General features: G+C 71.4%; 20 protein-coding genes. 5 read left to right on the top strand and 15 right to left on the bottom strand.

The features are described from left to right. Nucleotides 1-116: 116 nt before the first annotated feature. The gene (locus ACQBAS_RS00360) at nucleotides 117-776 is read right to left on the bottom strand and encodes a Type 1 glutamine amidotransferase-like domain-containing protein (protein ID WP_427384327.1); all 660 of its coding nucleotides are present in this window, start codon (nucleotides 774-776) and stop codon (nucleotides 117-119) included. A gap of 87 nt (nucleotides 777-863) precedes the next feature. Here ACQBAS_RS00360 and ACQBAS_RS00355 point away from each other — a divergent pair, with 87 nt between their 5' ends. Beyond that, complete coding sequence (locus tag ACQBAS_RS00355; RefSeq protein ID WP_427384326.1) at nucleotides 864-1,364, top strand: FBP domain-containing protein; 501 nt, start codon at nucleotides 864-866, stop codon at nucleotides 1,362-1,364. Between the two features lie 35 nt (nucleotides 1,365-1,399). Here the strand turns inward: ACQBAS_RS00355 and ACQBAS_RS00350 are convergent, their stop codons facing one another. From ACQBAS_RS00350 to ACQBAS_RS00315, 8 genes are all read right to left on the bottom strand, one after another. Then, the gene (locus ACQBAS_RS00350; RefSeq protein WP_427384325.1) at nucleotides 1,400-2,047 is read right to left on the bottom strand and encodes a response regulator; all 648 of its coding nucleotides are present in this window, start codon (nucleotides 2,045-2,047) and stop codon (nucleotides 1,400-1,402) included. Beyond that, nucleotides 2,044-3,180, bottom strand: a complete 1,137-nt coding sequence (locus ACQBAS_RS00345; protein ID WP_427385648.1) for a sensor histidine kinase — start codon at nucleotides 3,178-3,180, stop codon at nucleotides 2,044-2,046. Before ACQBAS_RS00345 ends, ACQBAS_RS00350 begins: the two co-directional genes overlap by 4 nt. After that, nucleotides 3,180-3,359, bottom strand: a complete 180-nt coding sequence (locus ACQBAS_RS00340; protein WP_427384324.1) for a hypothetical protein — start codon at nucleotides 3,357-3,359, stop codon at nucleotides 3,180-3,182. The genes ACQBAS_RS00345 and ACQBAS_RS00340 overlap by 1 nt, the downstream gene beginning before the upstream one ends. Nucleotides 3,360-3,400: 41 nt before the next feature. After that, entirely contained in the window at nucleotides 3,401-3,619 is a 219-nt protein-coding gene (locus ACQBAS_RS00335; protein ID WP_427384323.1) for a hypothetical protein, read from the bottom strand. Between the two features lie 202 nt (nucleotides 3,620-3,821). After that, nucleotides 3,822-5,036, bottom strand: coding sequence for an ATP-binding protein (locus tag ACQBAS_RS00330; RefSeq protein ID WP_427384322.1), 1,215 nt, complete (start codon nucleotides 5,034-5,036; stop codon nucleotides 3,822-3,824). A gap of 220 nt (nucleotides 5,037-5,256) precedes the next feature. Further along, nucleotides 5,257-5,586 carry a rhodanese-like domain-containing protein gene (locus ACQBAS_RS00325; protein WP_427384321.1) on the bottom strand — a complete coding sequence of 110 codons (330 nt, stop codon included), beginning with the start codon at nucleotides 5,584-5,586 and terminating at the stop codon, nucleotides 5,257-5,259. 271 nt (nucleotides 5,587-5,857) lie between these two features. Beyond that, nucleotides 5,858-6,718 carry an Fpg/Nei family DNA glycosylase gene (locus ACQBAS_RS00320; protein ID WP_427384320.1) on the bottom strand — a complete coding sequence of 287 codons (861 nt, stop codon included), beginning with the start codon at nucleotides 6,716-6,718 and terminating at the stop codon, nucleotides 5,858-5,860. 2 nt (nucleotides 6,719-6,720) lie between these two features. Then, nucleotides 6,721-7,797, bottom strand: coding sequence for an App1 family protein (locus tag ACQBAS_RS00315; protein ID WP_427384319.1), 1,077 nt, complete (start codon nucleotides 7,795-7,797; stop codon nucleotides 6,721-6,723). A gap of 93 nt (nucleotides 7,798-7,890) precedes the next feature. Between ACQBAS_RS00315 and ACQBAS_RS00310 the strand changes: the two genes are divergently transcribed. After that, nucleotides 7,891-9,018: a hypothetical protein gene (locus ACQBAS_RS00310; protein ID WP_427384318.1), complete on the top strand. Its 1,128-nt coding sequence runs from the start codon at nucleotides 7,891-7,893 to the stop codon at nucleotides 9,016-9,018. Then, complete coding sequence (locus ACQBAS_RS00305) at nucleotides 9,015-10,352, top strand: MFS transporter (RefSeq protein WP_427384317.1); 1,338 nt, start codon at nucleotides 9,015-9,017, stop codon at nucleotides 10,350-10,352. Before ACQBAS_RS00310 ends, ACQBAS_RS00305 begins: the two co-directional genes overlap by 4 nt. Nucleotides 10,353-10,429: 77 nt before the next feature. Here ACQBAS_RS00305 and ACQBAS_RS00300 read toward each other — a convergent pair whose 3' ends face one another. The 6 genes from ACQBAS_RS00300 to ACQBAS_RS00275 form a co-directional block, all read right to left on the bottom strand. After that, nucleotides 10,430-11,059 carry a hypothetical protein gene (locus tag ACQBAS_RS00300; RefSeq protein WP_427384316.1) on the bottom strand — a complete coding sequence of 210 codons (630 nt, stop codon included), beginning with the start codon at nucleotides 11,057-11,059 and terminating at the stop codon, nucleotides 10,430-10,432. Between the two features lie 123 nt (nucleotides 11,060-11,182). After that, a complete protein-coding gene (locus ACQBAS_RS00295) occupies nucleotides 11,183-11,377 on the bottom strand; it encodes a BldC family transcriptional regulator (protein ID WP_427384315.1) in 195 nt (64 codons plus the stop codon). A 132-nt stretch (nucleotides 11,378-11,509) separates the two neighbouring features. After that, the gene (locus tag ACQBAS_RS00290) at nucleotides 11,510-11,986 is read right to left on the bottom strand and encodes a universal stress protein (RefSeq protein WP_427384314.1); all 477 of its coding nucleotides are present in this window, start codon (nucleotides 11,984-11,986) and stop codon (nucleotides 11,510-11,512) included. 2 nt (nucleotides 11,987-11,988) lie between these two features. Continuing rightward, nucleotides 11,989-13,440 (bottom strand): APC family permease, encoded by a 1,452-nt coding sequence (locus ACQBAS_RS00285; protein WP_427384313.1) that lies wholly within the window; start codon nucleotides 13,438-13,440, stop codon nucleotides 11,989-11,991. Nucleotides 13,441-13,602: 162 nt separating this feature from the next. After that, on the bottom strand, nucleotides 13,603-14,835 hold the full coding sequence (gene fahA / locus ACQBAS_RS00280; protein WP_427384312.1) for a fumarylacetoacetase: 1,233 nt from the start codon (nucleotides 14,833-14,835) through the stop codon (nucleotides 13,603-13,605). Continuing rightward, nucleotides 14,832-15,764 (bottom strand): hypothetical protein, encoded by a 933-nt coding sequence (locus tag ACQBAS_RS00275; protein ID WP_427384311.1) that lies wholly within the window; start codon nucleotides 15,762-15,764, stop codon nucleotides 14,832-14,834. The genes fahA and ACQBAS_RS00275 overlap by 4 nt, the downstream gene beginning before the upstream one ends. Nucleotides 15,765-15,893: 129 nt before the next feature. Between ACQBAS_RS00275 and ACQBAS_RS00270 the strand changes: the two genes are divergently transcribed. Both ACQBAS_RS00270 and ACQBAS_RS00265 read left to right on the top strand, forming a co-directional pair. Continuing rightward, entirely contained in the window at nucleotides 15,894-17,129 is a 1,236-nt protein-coding gene (locus ACQBAS_RS00270; RefSeq protein ID WP_427384310.1) for a homogentisate 1,2-dioxygenase, read from the top strand. Further along, on the top strand, nucleotides 17,126-17,842 hold the full coding sequence (locus ACQBAS_RS00265) for an IclR family transcriptional regulator (protein ID WP_427384309.1): 717 nt from the start codon (nucleotides 17,126-17,128) through the stop codon (nucleotides 17,840-17,842). Before ACQBAS_RS00270 ends, ACQBAS_RS00265 begins: the two co-directional genes overlap by 4 nt. Nucleotides 17,843-17,848: the final 6 nt, after the last annotated feature.

Here is a 17,848-nt window from a genome sequence, read left to right as displayed (position 1 = left end):
ACTCATCTCCTCGATCTCGATCATCGCCTCACCTGCCACTGCCCATGGAGGCCCGTTCGGCGATGAGGCCCTCAGAATAGGCCTCCGCGGGAGGTGGGCGGACGACCTTCGCCCGCCTAGGGCAGGCGCTCCCAGCGCCCCTCGGACACGACGGTCGCGCTCCCCTCGACGACGGCGATCGCGGACTCGTCGTCGAGCACGAAGGCCGGGCCGCCGATCTCGGCGTGCCAGCGCTCGGCGTCGGCCATGGTGTTCTCCGGGAAGACGTCCAGGTGCGGGAAGATCGAGAAGTCGACGAGGCCGAGGGTGCGATCGTCGCGGGCTCCCGGCCACTCGACGAAGTCCGTCCCGATCCGCGGTGTGAGCACCATGCTGCCGGCGCTCACGCCGACCCAGACGGTGTCGACCAACTCCGGCAGCAGATCAGCGAGCCCGGACTCCCGCAGCCAGTGGCAGAGGAAGGTCGCGTCGCCACCGTCGACGAGGAGCACGTCCGCCTCGCGAACCCACGGCACCCAGCGCTCCTCGCCGATGGTCGGCAGGGCCGTGAGTTCGAGCAGGACGAGGGATCGCCACGGCAGGGCCGTCAGCCCACCCCGGGAGGCGTCACCGGTGACCGACCCGAGCGCCGAGACCGGTCCGCACGCCGGGTGCCCCCACTGGGCCGTGGGGATGCACAGGGCGCTGGCCTCCTCGATCGGCTTGCCCAGGAGGTCCGTGAGCGATGCGTGGATGCTGGGGTTCGTGATCCCACCGGACGTGAGCAGCAGCCTCATGCCGCCACCCAACCACACGGGTGAGGGCCAGGCGGCCGGGCGGAACTCGGTCGCTCCGGCCGGACACGAGAGGCAGAATGGGCACGCGTGACCCCTCTGACCGAGAACGAGATCCGCGCCAGCTTCGTCAACGCCTCCAAGCGGGAGGTGGCTCAGGCGAGCCTGCCGGATCTCGACGCGCTCGACTGGGAGAGCCTCGACTACCTCGGGTGGCGCGACGCCAAGCGGCCCCTGGGCTACGCCGTCGTCATCGTCGACGGAGAGCCGCGCGGCCTCATCCTGCGCGCCGCCCCACCGCCCGCGGCCCTCGGCGGGCGGCGCCGGAGTGCGATCTGCACGTGGTGCAAGGACCCCCTCGAGACGAAGGACGTCAGCCTCTACGTGGCCAAGCGCAGCGGCGCGGCGGGCCGGAACGGTGACACCGTCGGCACCCTCATCTGCACGGAGTTCGTCTGCTCGCAGAACGTCCGCCGCAAGCCCACCTTCACTGAACTGGGTTCCAACAACCCGGACGACCGCGAACTGTTCATCCTCGGCCGCATCGAGGGCCTGAAGGAGGGCGCGGCCGCCTTCGTCGCCGCCGTCTGAGGTCGCCCGTCACCACCGCCGCTGCAGCACCGACGTCACACCCGCCCCGCGTGGTGGGCCCACATCGCGATCTCGACGCGATTGCGCACGCCGAGCTTGGCCATCAGGGCGGCAACGTGGGTCTTGACGGTGCTCAGGCTGATGAAGAGGGCGTCGGCGATCTCGGCATTGGTTCGGCCGCGAGCGACAAGCCGCAACACCTCCTCCTCACGCTCCGTGAGGGGGTGGAGCGGCGTGGACGGCGCCGACGGAGATCGGTCGACGAACGCCTCCAGGAGTCGCCGGGTGACATTGGGGGCGATCAGCGCGTCACCGTCGGCGGCGGCGTGGATGGCTTGGATGAGAAGTTGCGGTCCGGCGTCCTTGAGCAGGAACCCGCGCGCTCCAGCGCGAAGCGCGCCGAGGACGTATTCGTCGAGATCGAAGGTCGTGATGACCACGACAGCCATCGGGTCTGCCACCGCAGGCCCGGCGACGCGCCGCGTCACCTCGACGCCGTCGAGCCCGGGCATCCGGATGTCCACGAGGAGGACATCGGGGCGCAGCCGGGTCGCCATCTCCAGTGCCTGGAGGCCGTCCGTGGCCTCGCCCACCACCTCCAGGTCGGGTTGGGCACCGAGGATCATCACCAGTCCGGCCCGCACCAAGTCCTGATCGTCGGCCACCACGACGCGAATGGTCACAGCGAGCCTCCCGCCGGGAGCACGGCGTCGACGGCCCAGCCACCCTGCGGCCCGGGGCCAGCCGTGAGCGAGCCGCCGAGGAGCTGGGCGCGCTCGGCCATCCCGGTGAGGCCGAAGCCGGGCTTCACCACCTGACCCGGCGGGGTCCGTCCGTCGTCGGTGACCCGCAGCCTGACCACGTCACCGACGCGGTCGACCTCGATCGCCACCTGCGTGGCGGCCCGAGCATGCCGGAGGGCGTTGGTCACCGACTCCTGAGCGAGTCGGTAGACGGCTGCGTCGACGGATCGTGGCCGGCCCATGGCGGAATCGTCCACCGACACCACAACTCGGGGGTGCTGATCGGTGCGCACCAGTGCGGCGAGGTCGGCGACACCGCGTGGCGACGGGTGGGCTTCCATCTCGTCCTCACGGAGCACTCGGACCATGGCCCGCATCTCCGCGAGGGTGCGTGAGGCTTCGGTTTCGATCGCGGCGAGGATGGCAGCAGCCCGCGCCGGCTGCTCGGCGGCGACGACACCGCCGGCCTGGGCCTGCACGGCGATGGCCGAGACGTGGTGGGCGACGGTGTCGTGCAGCTCACGGGCGAGCGCGAGGCGTTCCTCGTTGCGGGCGTCGCGTTGCTGACGGGTCCACAGCTCCGCCCGATTGCGGACGATCGCACCGAGCGCGATGGCGAGCATCAGGAAGAGCGTGCCGCCGATCATCTCGGCCAACGTGGCGTGCGTGACCACCATGCCCAGGGCCGCGACCGCTGCGACGGCCGCGACACCGAGGACCACCTCTCTGCCCGACCCCCATCGCACCAGGGAGTAGAGCAGGATCACGACCGCCGTCATGGACGTCGGACCGACATCGGTGCGGTGCGTCACCAGTTGGAGAATGGACAGCAAGCCAGCGGCACCAAAGCCGATCAGGCAGGCGACCAACGGGTGGCGACGGCGCCAGAGGAAGGCGGGAGCCACGCCCAGAGCGAGCGCGATCACGAATGGCTGCCAGGGCAAACCCCGTCGGGTGACGCCCTCGACGAGGGTTGCACCGGCGAATCCGCTGGCGATGATCCAGTCCCACCGGCCCGTGGGCGGCGGGTCGGCAGGGCGCGGCTCACGCCACGCGGAACGCCATCCAGCCATCACCGCTTCAGAGTAGGGACAGCGCCGGTGCGGGGCCAGAGCCATGCGGTCCGCAGGATGAAGACGAGCAGGCCGAGTTCGACCGCGAAGCCGAGACCGTAGTAGAAGGGCCACTCCCCGCCGGCCAGGTTGAAGGCCATCCAGGGGATGAGGAGTGCAGCGACGACGAGGTTCGCCATGCGGTTGACTCTGCCGGACAACGTCATCGAGAGCACGATCATCAGGGTGGGATCACCGAAGCGGCCAGCGCGCTGACGGCGAAGGTTTGGGTGATGTCGAACGTGAAGACCTTGCCCTTGAGGATGTCTGCGACGGCGCCGGGCTTGTAGAGACCCAGGACGTCGACGTAGACATACAGGAACATGAAACTCGTCCAGGCTGCGGCGAGTTTTGCTTGGACACTGACGTGCAGGGGGAGCACGGCGCTCTGGGTGGTCACGGGGTGAGTCCTTCTCTGTCGTGGTGATCGGTCCCCCTCACCATCGTCGAGCTCGCCCAGTGAGCACATCAGTCCCGAGGGTGGAGTTCACCCGGCTCCAGGACGGGGTGCGCGCCGTACTTTCGGCTGGATCGGGCAGCCCCCTGCGACCACGACCCCGCGATCACCCAGCGTGATCGCCGGCCGCCACTGGCGCTCCGACCTACTGGTGCGCGCGCAGGTACCGACCGAAGTGCGGGACGGTGAAGGCGATCCGGCCGCGCTCGCCCGAGTAGATGAGCCCCTTCTTGAGGAGCGCGTCGCGCGCCGGGGAGAGCGACTGCGGCTTGCGGCCGAGCAGCTCCGCGACGGCGGACGTCGGCACGGACTCGATGTCGTCGAGCTCCTCGTCCTCGGCCTCCGCGATCGCCGTCGCGGCGTCGGCCATGGCGCGCAGGTACTCGCGCTCCCCCGGCGTCGCCCGCTCGAACCGGCTCCCGAAGAAGCCCACGGCAAGCTCGGCCTCGGCCTCGGGCGCGGCCACCTTCACGTCCTGCATGGTGATGGGCGACTGCGGCGCCTCGTCCCACACGGCCTTGCCGTACGCCTGGATGAAGTAGGGGTAGCCGCCGGTGGCGGCGTACATCGCCTCGAGCGCCTCGGGCTCGAAGGTCGCTTCCTCGTCCTCCGCCGGGGCGCTCAGGGCGAGGTCGGCCGCGGCCCGCGGCAGGCGGTCGATCCGCTGGTAGCGGAAGAGGCGCTCGCTGTAGGACTTGCTCGCCGACAGCACGGCGGGCAGGTGCGGCAGCCCCGCGCCGACGACGATGACGGGCAGGCCGGACTGGCTGATCTCGTGGCAGGCCGCGCAGAGGGCGGAGATGTCGTCGGGTCCGAGGTCCTGCATCTCGTCGATGAAGACGCCGACACCCCGACCGAGGTCGGCCGCGAGGCCACCCACGTCGGTCAACAGCTCCACGAGATCGATCTCGATGTCGCCCGAGTCGGCCCGACCGGTGACGGCCGGTGCCGAGATGCCCGGGTTCCACTTCTCGCGCAGCTTCGTGCCGGCGGGCGAGTCCCGCTGCGCGAAGGCCTTGATCACGCCGAGGACGTGCTCGACGTCGTCCGACTGGGTGTGCCCCAGCTCGCGCACCGCCGTGTGCAGCGCACTCGACAGCGGCCGGCGCAGGCCCTGGTCGGGGCGCGCCTCCAACTTGCCCGTCCCCCACTTCGCCCGGACGGCCTGGCTGCGAAGGGCGTTGAGCAGCACGGTCTTGCCCACCCCTCGCAGACCGGTGAGGACGAGCGAGCGCTCGGGCCGTCCGCGCTGGACACGCTCGAGCACGACGTCGAAGGCGCGCACCTGCTCGTCGCGTCCGGCGAGCTCGGGCGGGCGCTGGCCGGCGCCGGGGGCATAGGGGTTGCGTACGGGATCCACGATGAGAGGGTATGGGCCTCTCTAGGGAGATCCGGATATTTGCGGATACGCGCGCATCGTGTCGCGGAGTGGCGAAGGGGGCGGACCGACCCGACGAGAGCTTCACCCGACTTGCGCAGCGTTACCCCGGATGCGAACCGGGGTAACGCGGCGAATATCGGGTGACCCGATATCGGTGGGGCGGGAGTGGCGAACGGGGGCCGGCCCGCGACGGCTCCGCTCAGATGACGGAGGGCTCGCCCGCGTCGGAGACGACCGTCTTACCGCTCGCGGCCCAGGCCTTCATGCCGCCGTCGAGGTTCGCCACATCGAAGCCCTGCTGGCTCAGCCAGGCGACGGCGCGCGAGGAACGGCCACCGCTGCGGCAGGTCACCGCGAGGGTGGCGTCGTCGTCGACCGGAAGGTCGGCCAGACGGGTGGGCAGGTCGCCGAGCGGGATGTGGACAGCACCCGGGGCATGCCCGGCATCCCATTCGTCCTGCTCGCGCACATCGAGAAGGACGGCGTCGTCGTCGAGGTCGGTGGGCTGGATCTGCGTGATCTCACTCATGCGGCCATCCTGCCACCGGCCGCGTCGATGCATCCGTCTATGACCATCTACCGTCCCTCCAATACATCACTAGCCATGGCGATCGAGCCCAGTCATCCCCTTCCCAGTTATGGACACCTGATGTCCCAAACTCGACCAAAGAGGGCCGCCAGCCCCCAGCAATGGACACCTGATGTCCCAAACTCGACCAAAGGAGGCCGCCAGCCCCCAGTTATGGACACCTGATGTCCCAAACTCGGGGAGGGGGGCGCGCCACCCGGGGAGGTGCGGGCTACTTGAGGAACTTGCTCGTGCGGCGGTCCGCCAAGGGCTTGCCACCGGTCTGGCAGGTCGCGCAGTACTGCAGCGACGAGTCCGCGAAGGAGACCTCCCGCACCGTGTCACCGCACTCCGGGCACGGCTCACCGGTCCGCGCATGCACCCGCATACCGGCCCGCTTCGCGTCCTTGAGTTCCGCCGCCGGCTTCCCGCTCGCCGCCCGCACCGCATGCTCGAGCGTCCCGCGCAGCGCCTCGTACAGCCGCTCGACCTCGTCCTCCGCCAGCGACCCCGCGAGCGCGAAGGGGGACAGCCGGGCCACGTGCAGCACCTCGTCCGAGTAGGCGTTGCCGACCCCGGCGATGACGGACTGGTCGCGCAGCAGCCCCTTCAGCTGCGTCCGGCGGCCGGCGAGGATCCCGGCGAAGACCTCGAGCGTGAACCCGTCAGCGAGCGGATCCGGACCGAGGCGCGCGATCCCGGGCACCTCGGCCACGTCGCGGACGAGGTACGCGGCCAGGCTCTTCTTCGTCCCAGCCTCCGTGAGGTCGAAGCCCGACCCGTCACTGAACCGAGCGCGCAGGGCGATCGGGCCCTTGCCGGGGCGCGCGGTCCCCTTCGGCGCCTCCTCGTACCAGCGCAGCCAGCCCGCGCGGGCCAGGTGGAAGACCAAGTGCGTGCCGTCGCAGTCGATGTCGAGGAACTTGCCGTGCCGCGCCACGCCATCCACCGGCGCCCCCGCGAGCGCCTGCGGCGGCGGATCGAACGTCTTCAACACCGTGAAGGACGCCAGCTCGAGGCCCGCGACGGCCAGACCGTCGAGCCGCTCGCCGAGGAAGTCGACGAGCGCCTGGACCTCGGGCAGCTCGGGCATGGTCAGCGCGTCCCGTCGTTCGGGGGCGTCTCCCCGAGCACGGCGCGCATGATGCGCGCCATCGCGTAGCCGTCGCTCGCTCGCGCCACGGGCACCTCTGCTCCGGGGTGCTGCTCGAACTCGTCCGTCGCCATCGGGGTGAAGTGCGACAGCATCTGCTCGGTCGCGCTGAGGACTCGGATGCAGATGGCGCGCACCCGGTCCGGTCGCTGCTCCGCGAACTCGCCGTAGATCGTCGGGTCGTGTTGACCGTCGTCGCCGACGAGCACCCAGCGGACGTTCGGCAGTTCCCGCACGAGCCGGTGCAGGCACGCCCGCTTGTGGTCCTGCCCGGAGCGGAACCACCCCGTGTTCGTCGGTCCCCAGTCGGTCATGAGCAGCGGCCCGAGCGGGTACCCGCGGTCGCGCAGGAAGCGGGTCAGCTGCGGGACGGTGTTCCACGCCCCCGTCGAGACGTAGACCACCGGCGCCTGCGGGTGCGCGGCGAGCATCTCCCGATAGAAGGTCGCCATGCCCGGCACCGCGGCGCGCGTCCCCTCGTGTCGGAGGAAGGTGTTCCACGCGGCGATCATCGGTCGCGGCAGCATCGTCTTGATGACGGTGTCGTCGAGGTCGCTGATGATCCCGAAGTCCTGGTCGGGCCCGATGACGAGCACGGCCGCCGTCGTGTCGGCCGCGCGCGGCGACGTGATGGTGACGTCGTGCCAGCCCGGCTCCAGCCCGTGGCCGGTGATGGTGACGTCGATGATGCCGCTCCGGTCGCTGCGGGCGGTCACGCTCCGCTCACCGACGGTGATCGAGACGGGCTCGTTGAAGGCGGGGTTGGTGATGAAGGAGCGCCAGCCGCGCCGCTCGTGGTCGGCGTTGCGCAGTTCCTCCCACGTCGCCTTCGCGTCGGCGCTGGCGGGAGCGTACGGGCGGCGCGTCATGAGGACGCGGCCGAGGACGCGCACCTGGTCGACCGAGCCGTAGCCGGTGTACGCCAGCACTCGCGTCCCCCAGCCCCGTCGACGCAGGACGGCTCCGAGCTGGCGGTGCCATGCGTCCTCGACGATCGCGGCGGCGTGCGGGCGGGACATGGCAGGAGCCTAGTAGCGTGGCGCTCGAAGAGGACGAGTACACCAGCGCCGGCGCTGCGGACGAGCACCCGCCGGGAAACGGGACGGAGCGGCATGTCGGGGACGACCGCGCACCTCGTGGCCTTCGGGGTGCCGTGGACGCTGGACCTCTCGCACCTGGCGGCCGAGGACCGGTACGAGGTGCACCGTCGTTGGGAGCGCTGCCGCGCCGACGTCCTCGACGCCGACCCGGAGCTGACCCCCCAGACGACCCCCGTCTCCCCGGGGAGCAGCGCCTACGACCTCTCTCGCCACATCACCCGCCGCAGCATCGACCAGCAGTTGGGCCGTCTCCTCCTGCTGCACGCGGCGGGGCTGGCCGACCCCACATCCGGGGCGACCCTCGGCCTGATCGCCCCCTCGGGTACGGGCAAGACGACGTCGGCCCGCATCCTCGGGCACCGCTTCGGCTACGTCACCGACGAGACCCTCGCCGTGCGCGACGACCTGGCCGTCGTCCCGTATCCCAAGCCGCTCTCGGTCATCGAGGAGGGGCATCCGGAGTTCAAGCGCGAACTGTCCGCCACCGATCACGGCCTCCTGCCGACCCCGCGGGACCCGCGCCTGGGGGGGACGGTCCTGCTCCACCGCGACCCGACCCTGCTGCGCCCCGGCCTCGAGCCCGCGCCGCTGCTCGACGCCGTCACCCAGGTCATCCCGCAGACCTCGGGCCTGGCATGGATGTCGCGTCCCCTCGTGCGCCTGGCCACCGTGCTCACCGCCGGCGCGGGCGTGCACACGCTGCACTACGCGGAGATCGGCCAGTGCGGCGACCTCCTCGAGCGTCTGCTCGACCCCGGTTCGGACGGTGTCACCGCCGAGCGCGACTGGGCGGCCGTGTCGCCGCCCCCCGGCGCGACGCTCCCGGCGCCGGGCAGCGGACCCGTGAGCAACCCCGCCACCTCGCTCCCGGACGGGACGCGGCTCGTGCGCGCCCCGTGGACCGATGCCCTCGCCGTCGACGGGGAGGTGCTCGTCCTGATCGGCTCGACGCCGCTGCGCCTGGCCGGGGTCGGGGCGATCGTCTGGACCTGCGCCGACCAGCCCGTCACCGTCGAGACCGTGACGGCCCACGTCGTCGATGCCCTCGGCCCGAACCCCTCCGACGCGGACCTCGTCGCGGCGGCCGCCCTCGAACTCGTCCGGGTCGGCGTCCTCGTCCCGGCGGAAGGTCCCGCATGAGCACGCCCGCGCCCGCCACCCGCTCCGAGCGGCTGGAGCGACTCCCCTTCACCCGCCGCCACGGCCGGCTGCTGGTCGGTTCCGGGGTCGGCTGGGCCCTGGACGCCATGGACGTCGGGCTCATCTCCTTCATCATGGCCGCCCTGGCCCAGCAGTGGCTGCTGACGCCGACCGAGCTCTCCTGGCTCGGGTCCATCGGGTTCGTCGGGATGGCGCTCGGGGCCTCGCTCGGCGGTCTGCTGGCGGACCGGATCGGGCGCCGTTCGGTCTTCTCCCTGACCCTGCTCGTCTACGGCCTCGCGACCGGTGCGTCGGCGCTCGCCGGTGGCCTGGCCGCGCTGCTGGCCCTGCGGTTCGTCGTCGGCCTCGGACTGGGCGCCGAACTCCCCGTCGCCTCCACCCTCGTCAGCGAGTTCGCCCCGACGAAGATCCGCGGCCGCATGGTCGTCATCCTCGAGGCCTTCTGGGCCGTCGGCTGGTTGCTCGCGGCCCTCATCGCGACCTTCGTCGTCCCCGTGTCCGACGACGGATGGCGCTGGGCCTTCGCCGTGGGCCTCGTGCCCGCGTTCTACGCCGTCGTCGTCCGACGGGGGCTGCCGGAGTCGGTCCGGTTCCTCGAGGCGAAGGGGCGCACGGAGGAGGCCGAGCGTGTGGTCAGGGACTTCGAGGAGTCCGCCGGGATAGCGGCGCCTGCCGCTCCAGCGGCAAGCCCGCAGCCCGCAGTCACGCGGACGGCCGCACCGGGGTTCGGCGACCTCTTCGGCGGTGCCCACCGCCGTCGGACCATCGCCCTCTGGCTCACCTGGTTCGGCGTGAACTTCGCCTACTACGGCGCCTTCATCTGGATCCCGACGCTGCTCGTGGCGCAGGGCTTCCCGCTCGTGAAGTCCTTCGAGTTCACCCTGATCATCACCCTCGCCCAACTCCCCGGCTACGCGATCGCGGCCGTCCTCATCGAGGTGTGGGGGCGTCGCGCGACGCTCGCGACCTTCCTCGCGGCCTCGGCCGTGGCCGCCGTCCTCTTCGGCCGCGCGGACACCGAGACGGGCATCCTCATCGCCGGCTGCGCCCTGTCGATGGCGAACCTCGGCGCGTGGGGCGCGCTCTACGCCGTGACCCCTGAGGTCTACCCGACGCGGATGCGCGCGACCGGCGCGGGCGCGGCGGCCGCCTTCGGCCGCATCGCCTCCATCGCGGCGCCCCTGACGGTGCCTGTGCTGAAGGGGGCCGGCGGCACCGCCCTCGTCTTCACCGTCTTCGGCGGCGCCTTTCTCCTCGCCACGCTCGCGTCGCTCTTCCTGCCCGACCTCACGGGCGAGGACCTGGCGGACTGATCGGTCCGCACAGGTCCCCGACCTGCGAGGGCGCAGGTCCCCGACCTGCGAGGGTTCAGTCCCCGACCTGCGAGGGTTCAGTCCCCGGCGATGGCGAACATCCACTTCCCGCCTTCGCTGACGCCGATCCGCCAGCCCATGTAGCCGCTGCCGTCGCGGCGCATCCGGTCGGCCTCGGCCTGCGTGAGGAGCCCGGCTCGCACGACCTCGGCCCAAGCGGAGTCGCTCTTCGCGTGCCACGCCGTCGCCACCCGCGGCCACACCTTGTAGTCGGCCCACTGACCGTGGGAGGTGCCGGGGAGGGTCGTCAGGGCCTGCGCCTGGTACCAGTACCGCCCCGACTCCGCGTCGGGGAGGGCGAAGGCCTGCCCCGGGGTGACGAGCCCGTAGGAGAGAGACGTGTGGTCACGGGTGGCCCGCCACACGAGCGCCGCCTTGTCGCAGTCCTTGGCGTCGATCTGGAGGCGACGCGCGGTGTAGCGGGCCCGCTCCGGGACGTTGGTGACGTTGACGGCCTTGAAGGTGCGGCCGCCGGCCGAGCAGGTGGCGCTCGTGTCGGCCGGCGTGGTGGACAGCTCCGGGACCCCGCCGGCGGCCGTGGCGGGTGGACCGCTCACCGCTGCGGCGCCCAGCGCGAGCACGAAGGCGGCCAGGCCGGCCGCCGCCGGGCGCGCGAGTGTGGTGGTGCGTGACGTCGTTGGTGCCATGGGATTCCCCTCCCCTACGGGGTCGCCGTCGGTGACGACCCTCGTGACCTCCGACGCGCGAGTCGCTCCCGCGGTTGTCATCCCGCCCCGATGGCATCGCTCGCGTGAGCCGCGAGCTCGCGATCAGGCGCCGCGGCTCCCATAGGTGCCGTCGAGCAACGACTGCACCTCACTGGCGAGGAAGCGGTGATGCCCGCCCGGCGTGCGGATGGCGGTGAGACGGCCCGTGTGCGCCCAACGCGTCACCGTCCGCGGATCGACGCGGAAGAGTCGCGCCACCTCACCCGGCGTGAGCAGCACCTGCTTGTCATCCGGCATGGTCTCGTCGACCCCCTTTGGTCCCTCGTGTGACGAGCCTCCGTGCGAACCCCCGGTCACGTCGACCGGCCCCTGTCCGCGGAAGTTGCCTGAACAGTAACCCCCACGACGGGACCTGTGGGCCGGGGAGCGCTACTTCTTCGCGCGGGACCGCTTCGTCGGCCGGACCACCAGGACGGGGCACGGCGCGTACTGCTGCACGTGCTGGGCGGTGCTGCCCACGAGGATCGTCTCGCTGAGGCCGCGGCCGCCCGCGCCGATCACGATGAGGTCGGCCCCAGAGGTGGACGCGAGCTTGATGATCTCCCCCGCGGGGGAACCGCTGCGCACCTTCTTGTGGACCTTGGGCCCCCAGCCGGCGAACTCTGCCGCGACGACGTCGACAGCCGAGATGGCGGCTTCCCGGAACGACAGGTCCGGCGCAGCCGCGGGGTTCCGACGCCCCTTCGGTCGCGGGCTCAGGTCGTCCACGAAGGAGACCGCGGCGAGCGGACGGACGACGGCGAGGATGGTGATCTCGTCGATCTTCGTCGGGTCGGCGAAGGACTTCAGCTTGCGGGCCGCGGTGAGGGACTGCTTGGACCCATCCGTAGGGACGATGACGTGCATGGTCAGTCTCCGATCCTGGTGTCGATGTCGTGCGTGGTCAGGGGTTCGCCCAACTCGTCATCATCATCGCGGTTGCGATGTCCGAAGAGGGCCTCGGCGGCAAAGAGAGCGCCGCCGAGGGCGAGCAGGCCGGCACACCACCACAGCGCTCCCGGGTCGTCGACGACGACGTAGATGAGCAGGATCAGGTTAGCGAGGATGCCGACGAGGAGCAGCGGGGTCGACGCGCGGAAGGTGTCCACCCCGTCGTCCTGGCCGCGCAGCCGCAGCGCCGAGACGATGACGAGCGCGTAGATGAAGAGCGTGAAGACCACGGTCACCGTCGCGAGTCGCTCGATGACGTCGATGCTCACGCCGATGCGGTTGAGCACGAAGCCGACGAGGAGCAGGCCGGCGACGACGCACGCCGCGAAGATGAGCGCGACCCACGGGCTGCGCCGGCTCTGGTGGATGCGGCCGAAGACGCCGGGGACGACGTCCTCGCGGGCCATCCCGTAGAGGATGCGCGACTGCGTCACGACGGCCACGAGGGTCGTGTTGGTGATGGCCACCATGGCGATGCAGGCGAAGAGGATCGTCATCACCCCGACCGGGACGGGCAGGATGCCCTCCTTGACGACTTCCAGCAACGCGGCGTCCGAGCTGGCGAGTCGGTCCGTGGGGACGGTGAGCGCGGCGGTCACGGCGACGAGCACGTAGATGATGCCGGCGGCGACCATGCCACCGACGAGGGCGCGCGGGAAGGTGCGAGCCGGGTCGACGGTCTCCTCGGCCACGTTGGCCGCGTTCTCGAAGCCCGTCATGGCGAAGAAGGCCAGCGCGACACCGGCGACGATGGCGAAGATCGGGTTGCCGTCGACGGAGAAGTCGGTGAGCGTCCCGAAGTTCGCGTCGCCGCGGGCGACGTGGATGGCGCCGATGATCATGATGATGATCAGGCCGGCGATCTCGATGAAGGTCATGATCATGTTCGCCACGACGGATTCGGTGATGCCGATGAAGTTGACGATCGCGAGGATCGTGATGAAGACGAGCGTCACCAGCAGGGCCGGCGGGAGGGACCAGATCTGGTCGAAGTAGGCCGCGAACCCCGTCGCGAGCGAGCCCGTCGCCGCAAAGCTCGCGGAGAGCATGCAGACCGTCACGAGGAAGGTGAGGGCCGTGCTCTTGAACGCCTTGTTGACGTACAGCGCCGCTCCGGCCGCCTGGGGGTATTTGGTCACGAGCTCGGCGTAGGCCAGGCCGGTGATGGTCGCCACCGTGACACCCACGGCGAAGGCGATCCAGAAGGCGCCGCCGACCGCCCCGGCCACGAGGCCGATGAGGACGTAGATGCCGGATCCGAGGACGTCCCCGAGGACGTAGAAGAAGAGCAGCCGGCCGGTGATCGACCTCTTCAGGCCGTCCTCATCGACGTCGTCGAGTTCTGCGGTGATGCTGGTCTGGTCGGCCATGGTGGCCTCGCTTCCCGGTCGGGGGACGCACGTCGGCCGGTGGTCGACCGGACGCCGCTGGGGTTCACCTGCCGTTCAATCCGAGCGTGCAGGGCCCGGGCTGTCAACCGGAATGGGCGAAATGTCCACCACCTACGGGTTCCGAACGCGACCGTCCGACCGTCAGCGCGCGGGCCGGATCGTCCCCGTCACGGTCCCGAGACCGACCTTCGTGCCGTCCGCACCGGGCGCCCAGGCCGTCATCGTCACGGTGTCGCCGTCCTCGAGGAATCCGCGGCTCGTGCCGTCGGCCAGGGTCAACGGCTGCGTGCCGTTCCACGTCAGCTCGAGGAGGCTGCCGCGGGTGTCCGCCTCCGGACCGCTGATCGTGCCGGACCCGAAGAGGTCGCCGTCCCGCAGGCTCGCGCCGTTGCTCGTGAGGTGCGCGAGCATCTGCGCGGGCGACCAGTACATCTCGGCGTTCTCGGGGCGGCTGACGACGGTGCCGTTGACCTGCACCTCGAGGTGGACGTCGAGGCCGAAGGCGTCGCCCTGGAGGTGCGGCAGCACCTGCGGGTCATCCTGGCCGGGCAGCGGGACGCGGGCCGAGTCGAGCGCCGCCAGCGGCGTGACCCACGCGGAGATCGACGTCGCGAAGGACTTGCCGAGGAAGGGGCCGAGCGGCACGTACTCCCAGGCCTGGATGTCGCGGGCGCTCCAGTCGTTGAGGAGCACGACCCCGAGGATGTGGGTGGCCGCCTCGTCCACGGAGACGCTCGATCCGAGGTCGGTGGCTCCGCCGACGACGTAACCGAGCTCGGCCTCGATGTCGAGGCGGATGCTCGGGCCGTGGACGGGCGCCGCGACGCCTCCTGTGCGGTCGAGCCGCTGCCCGCTCGGCCGGACGATGTCGGTGCCGTCGACGACGACCGTGCCGGCGCGGCCGTGATAGCCGATGGGGAGGTGCTTCCACTGCGGCGGGAGGGCGGGGTTGTCGGGGCGGAAGATGGCGCCGACGTTGAGCGCATGGTGCTCGCTCGCATAGAAGTCGACGTAGTCGGCGACCTCGATGGGCAGGTGCAGGGTCACGTCGCCGAGGGGGTGGAGGTGGCGCTCGACGACGGGTCGGTGCGACGCATCGGTGAGCAGGTCCGTGAGCCACGCGCGGGCGGCGGCCCACTGCGCGTGTCCGAGGGCGAGGAAGGCGTTGAGGTTCGGGGTGGCCCACGCCGCGGCCAGCTCCGGCTGGCCGGTGGCCGTCGCGACCGCGGCGCCGTCGAGCACGTCGTCCCCGACGCGGACGCCGACCCTGGGCTGGTCGGCGCCGACCGAGGAGTCTGCGGTCAGGGAGAACACACCGAAGGGGAGGGTCCCGATCCCGAAGGGGTGGTCGGTCGGCAGGTCGAGCCAGGTCATGCGGGATCTCCGGTCGTCGTCGGGCGGGGCAGGAGACCGAGGTCGATCGCCTCGGTGAGTGGGTCGAGGACGTCACAACAGCCATAGGAGACGAAGGTCGCCCGCGCGCGGGCGACGTCCTCGGGTCGGGCGACCAGGCCGAGGGTCAGTTCGAGAACGGTCGCGCTGGCGTCGAGCGCGAGGATCCCGGCGACACTCGCTCGGTCGGCGCCCGCGAGCGCGGCGTCGACGGCGAGGAGGACATTGAGCACGCCGTGCATGGGCTCGCGGTCGGCGACGTCCCGGTCGGCCCGGTCGACGCGGACGTCCCGGGCGGCCCGGTCGGCGCGCACGAGGTGGTGCAGACCGCCGGTCAGCTTCACCGTGAGCCCGCGCGCGACGGCACCGGCGAGGAAGCCGGCGAGGACCCCTTCGTCCGGCCAGTCCCACAGGGGGGTCGCACCGGTGCGGAACTTGGCCAGCACCGCGACGCCCTCCTGGTCCCTCGCGTCGGCGAGGTCGTCGAGCGCCTTCTCCTGGTCCGCGCCGAGGCCCACTTCGATGGCGAGGGGGACGCCGAGGTCCAGCAGATCGCGCCACTGCGGCGACCAGCCGGTCTCGATGGAGGAGAGGCGGACCCGTGTTGTCTCCTCGAGAGCACGTGCGCCCTCGCGCAGCGGAGCGGTCGGCGCTCCGGGTCGGACGATGAGTCCGAGCTCGAGCGGGCCCGCGTCGATGCCGTCGGGGTCGGTGCGCGCGTCCGCCGCGGCGAGGGCGACGACCGCTGCGGCATCACCGGCGGGCACGAGCAACGGCCCGATCCGGTCGGCATGAAGCCCCGACCGCAGCGCCAGGTGCTCGCGGACCGCGACCTCGAGGCCGGCGCCGCGCGGCGGAAAGACGGCGGCGTCGTCGATGAGACCGGCGAAGAGCCTCGACGCGGTTGACATGGTCCCGACCCTAGCGGAACGTATTCCTCGGGAGACGCCAGTGAACGATAATCGGACGATCACTCGATCGGTCCGTCTCGGCGAGTATTGCGTCGACGCAAGAGTGCCCCAGAAAGCAGGAGCGAGGACATGGCCCACTACCAGTCGCGCGGCTTCATCCCCCCGAAGCGGCACACCCAGCACCGCGCCGCCGACGGCACCCTCCACTTCGAGGAGCTCATGGGTGAGGAGGGCTTCTCCTCGGACTCGTCCCTGCTCTACCACCGGTACATCCCGTCGACGATCACCGCGTCGCGGATCTGGGACCTCCCCGACCAGGCCACGACGCCGAACCACCCCCTCGTGCCGCGCCACCTCAGGTTGCACGACCTCGCCGACGACACGTCGATCGCCGAGGCCGACGTCGTGCGCCACCGCCGCCTCGTCCTCGGCAACGGCGACGTGCGCATCTCCTACGTCGTCGCCACCCAGCCGAGCCCGTGGTACCGCAACGGGATCGGCGACGAGTGCTGTTTCGTCGAGGCCGGCGAGGCCCGCGTCGAGACCGTCTTCGGCGCCTTCGACGTCGCGGCCGGCGACTACCTGATCCTGCCGCGGGCGACGAACCACCGGTGGCTCCCGGTGAGCGCCGCCGACGCGGCCGACGGTCGAGCCCTGGCCGTCTACGCCATCGAGGCCAACAGCCACATCGCTCCCCCGCGGCGCTACCTCTCCAGGTACGGACAGCTCCTCGAGCACGCGCCCTACTGCGAGCGCGACCTTCGCCAGCCGCAAGGCCCCCTGCTGGCCGAGGACATCGGCGCCTCCCCCGACGACGAGACCGAGATCCACATCAAGCACCGGGGCAACGGCCCGGGCGGCGTCGTCGGCACGATCCACACCCAGCCGCACCACCCGCTCGACGTCGTCGGCTGGGACGGCTGCCTCTACCCGTACGTGCTCAACGTCCGCGACTTCGAGCCGATCACCGGACGGATCCACCAACCGCCGCCGGCCCACCAGGTCTTCGAGGGCCACAACTTCGTCATCTGCAACTTCGTCCCGCGCAAGGTCGACTACCACCCCCTGTCGATCCCCGTGCCGTACTACCACTCGAACGTCGACAGCGACGAGGTCATGTTCTACGTCGCCGGGAACTATGAGGCACGCAAGGGATCGGGCATCGCCGCGGGGTCGATCTCGTTGCACCCGGGCGGGCACGCCCACGGCCCGCAGCCCGGCGCCTACGAGGCGTCGATCGGGGCCGAGGCCTTCGACGAACTCGCGGTCATGGTCGACACGTTCCGTCCGCTCGACCTCGGTGAGGCGGGGCTGGCCTGCGACGACGGGATCTATGCCGGCTCGTGGTCCCGCCCCCGCGCATGAGCACGGCCGCCGAGTCCGCGGTGCCCGACAACGCCGCGAGCAGCACCGCCCGCGCCACCACGTCGCAGACGCTCGACCGCGGCCTGCGCATTCTCGAGCTGCTCGCCGCGCCGGAACACACCGGCGGGCTGACGATCAGCGCTCTCGCGGCGGCCCTCGACACCGGCCGACCCGTCGTCTACCGGCTCGTGGCCACCCTCGTCGACCACTCCCTCGTCACCCATGCCGACAACCGAGTCCGGCTCGGCGCGGGCCTGCACCAGCTGGCCTCCGCCGTCCTGCCCGTCGTGCGCGAACGCGTCCAGCCCGTCCTCGCGGTCCTCGCTGACGCGGCCGGGGCGACGGCCCACCTCACCGTCGCCGAGGGGTCGGAGTCGGTGGCCCTGGTCGTCGTCGAGCCGACGTGGACCGACTTCCACGTCGCCTACCGCAGCGGCGCCCGGCACCCCCTCACCCAGGGCGCGGCCGGGCGCGCGATCCTCGCGGCCCGCGCCGGCGAGGCCGTCCTCACCTCGTCGGTCGGGGAGCTCCAGCCCGGAGCCCACGGTCTCGCGCTCGCCGTGCCCGCGGCGAAGGGGGCCGGACCGGCCCCCTTCGTCCGACCGTCCCTGGAGGCCTCCGTCGGCATCGTGTCGCTCTCACCGATCGACATCGAGGCGCACGCTCCCGCCGTGCGGGCGGCCGCGGACGCCCTGTCCGCGACCCTCGCGTGACCAAAC

It is taken from the genome of Janibacter zhaoxuefangae (assembly GCF_050271985.1).
In the GTDB taxonomy this organism is placed as follows: domain Bacteria; phylum Actinomycetota; class Actinomycetes; order Actinomycetales; family Dermatophilaceae.
This window is presented reverse-complemented; position numbering and strand designations above follow the sequence as displayed.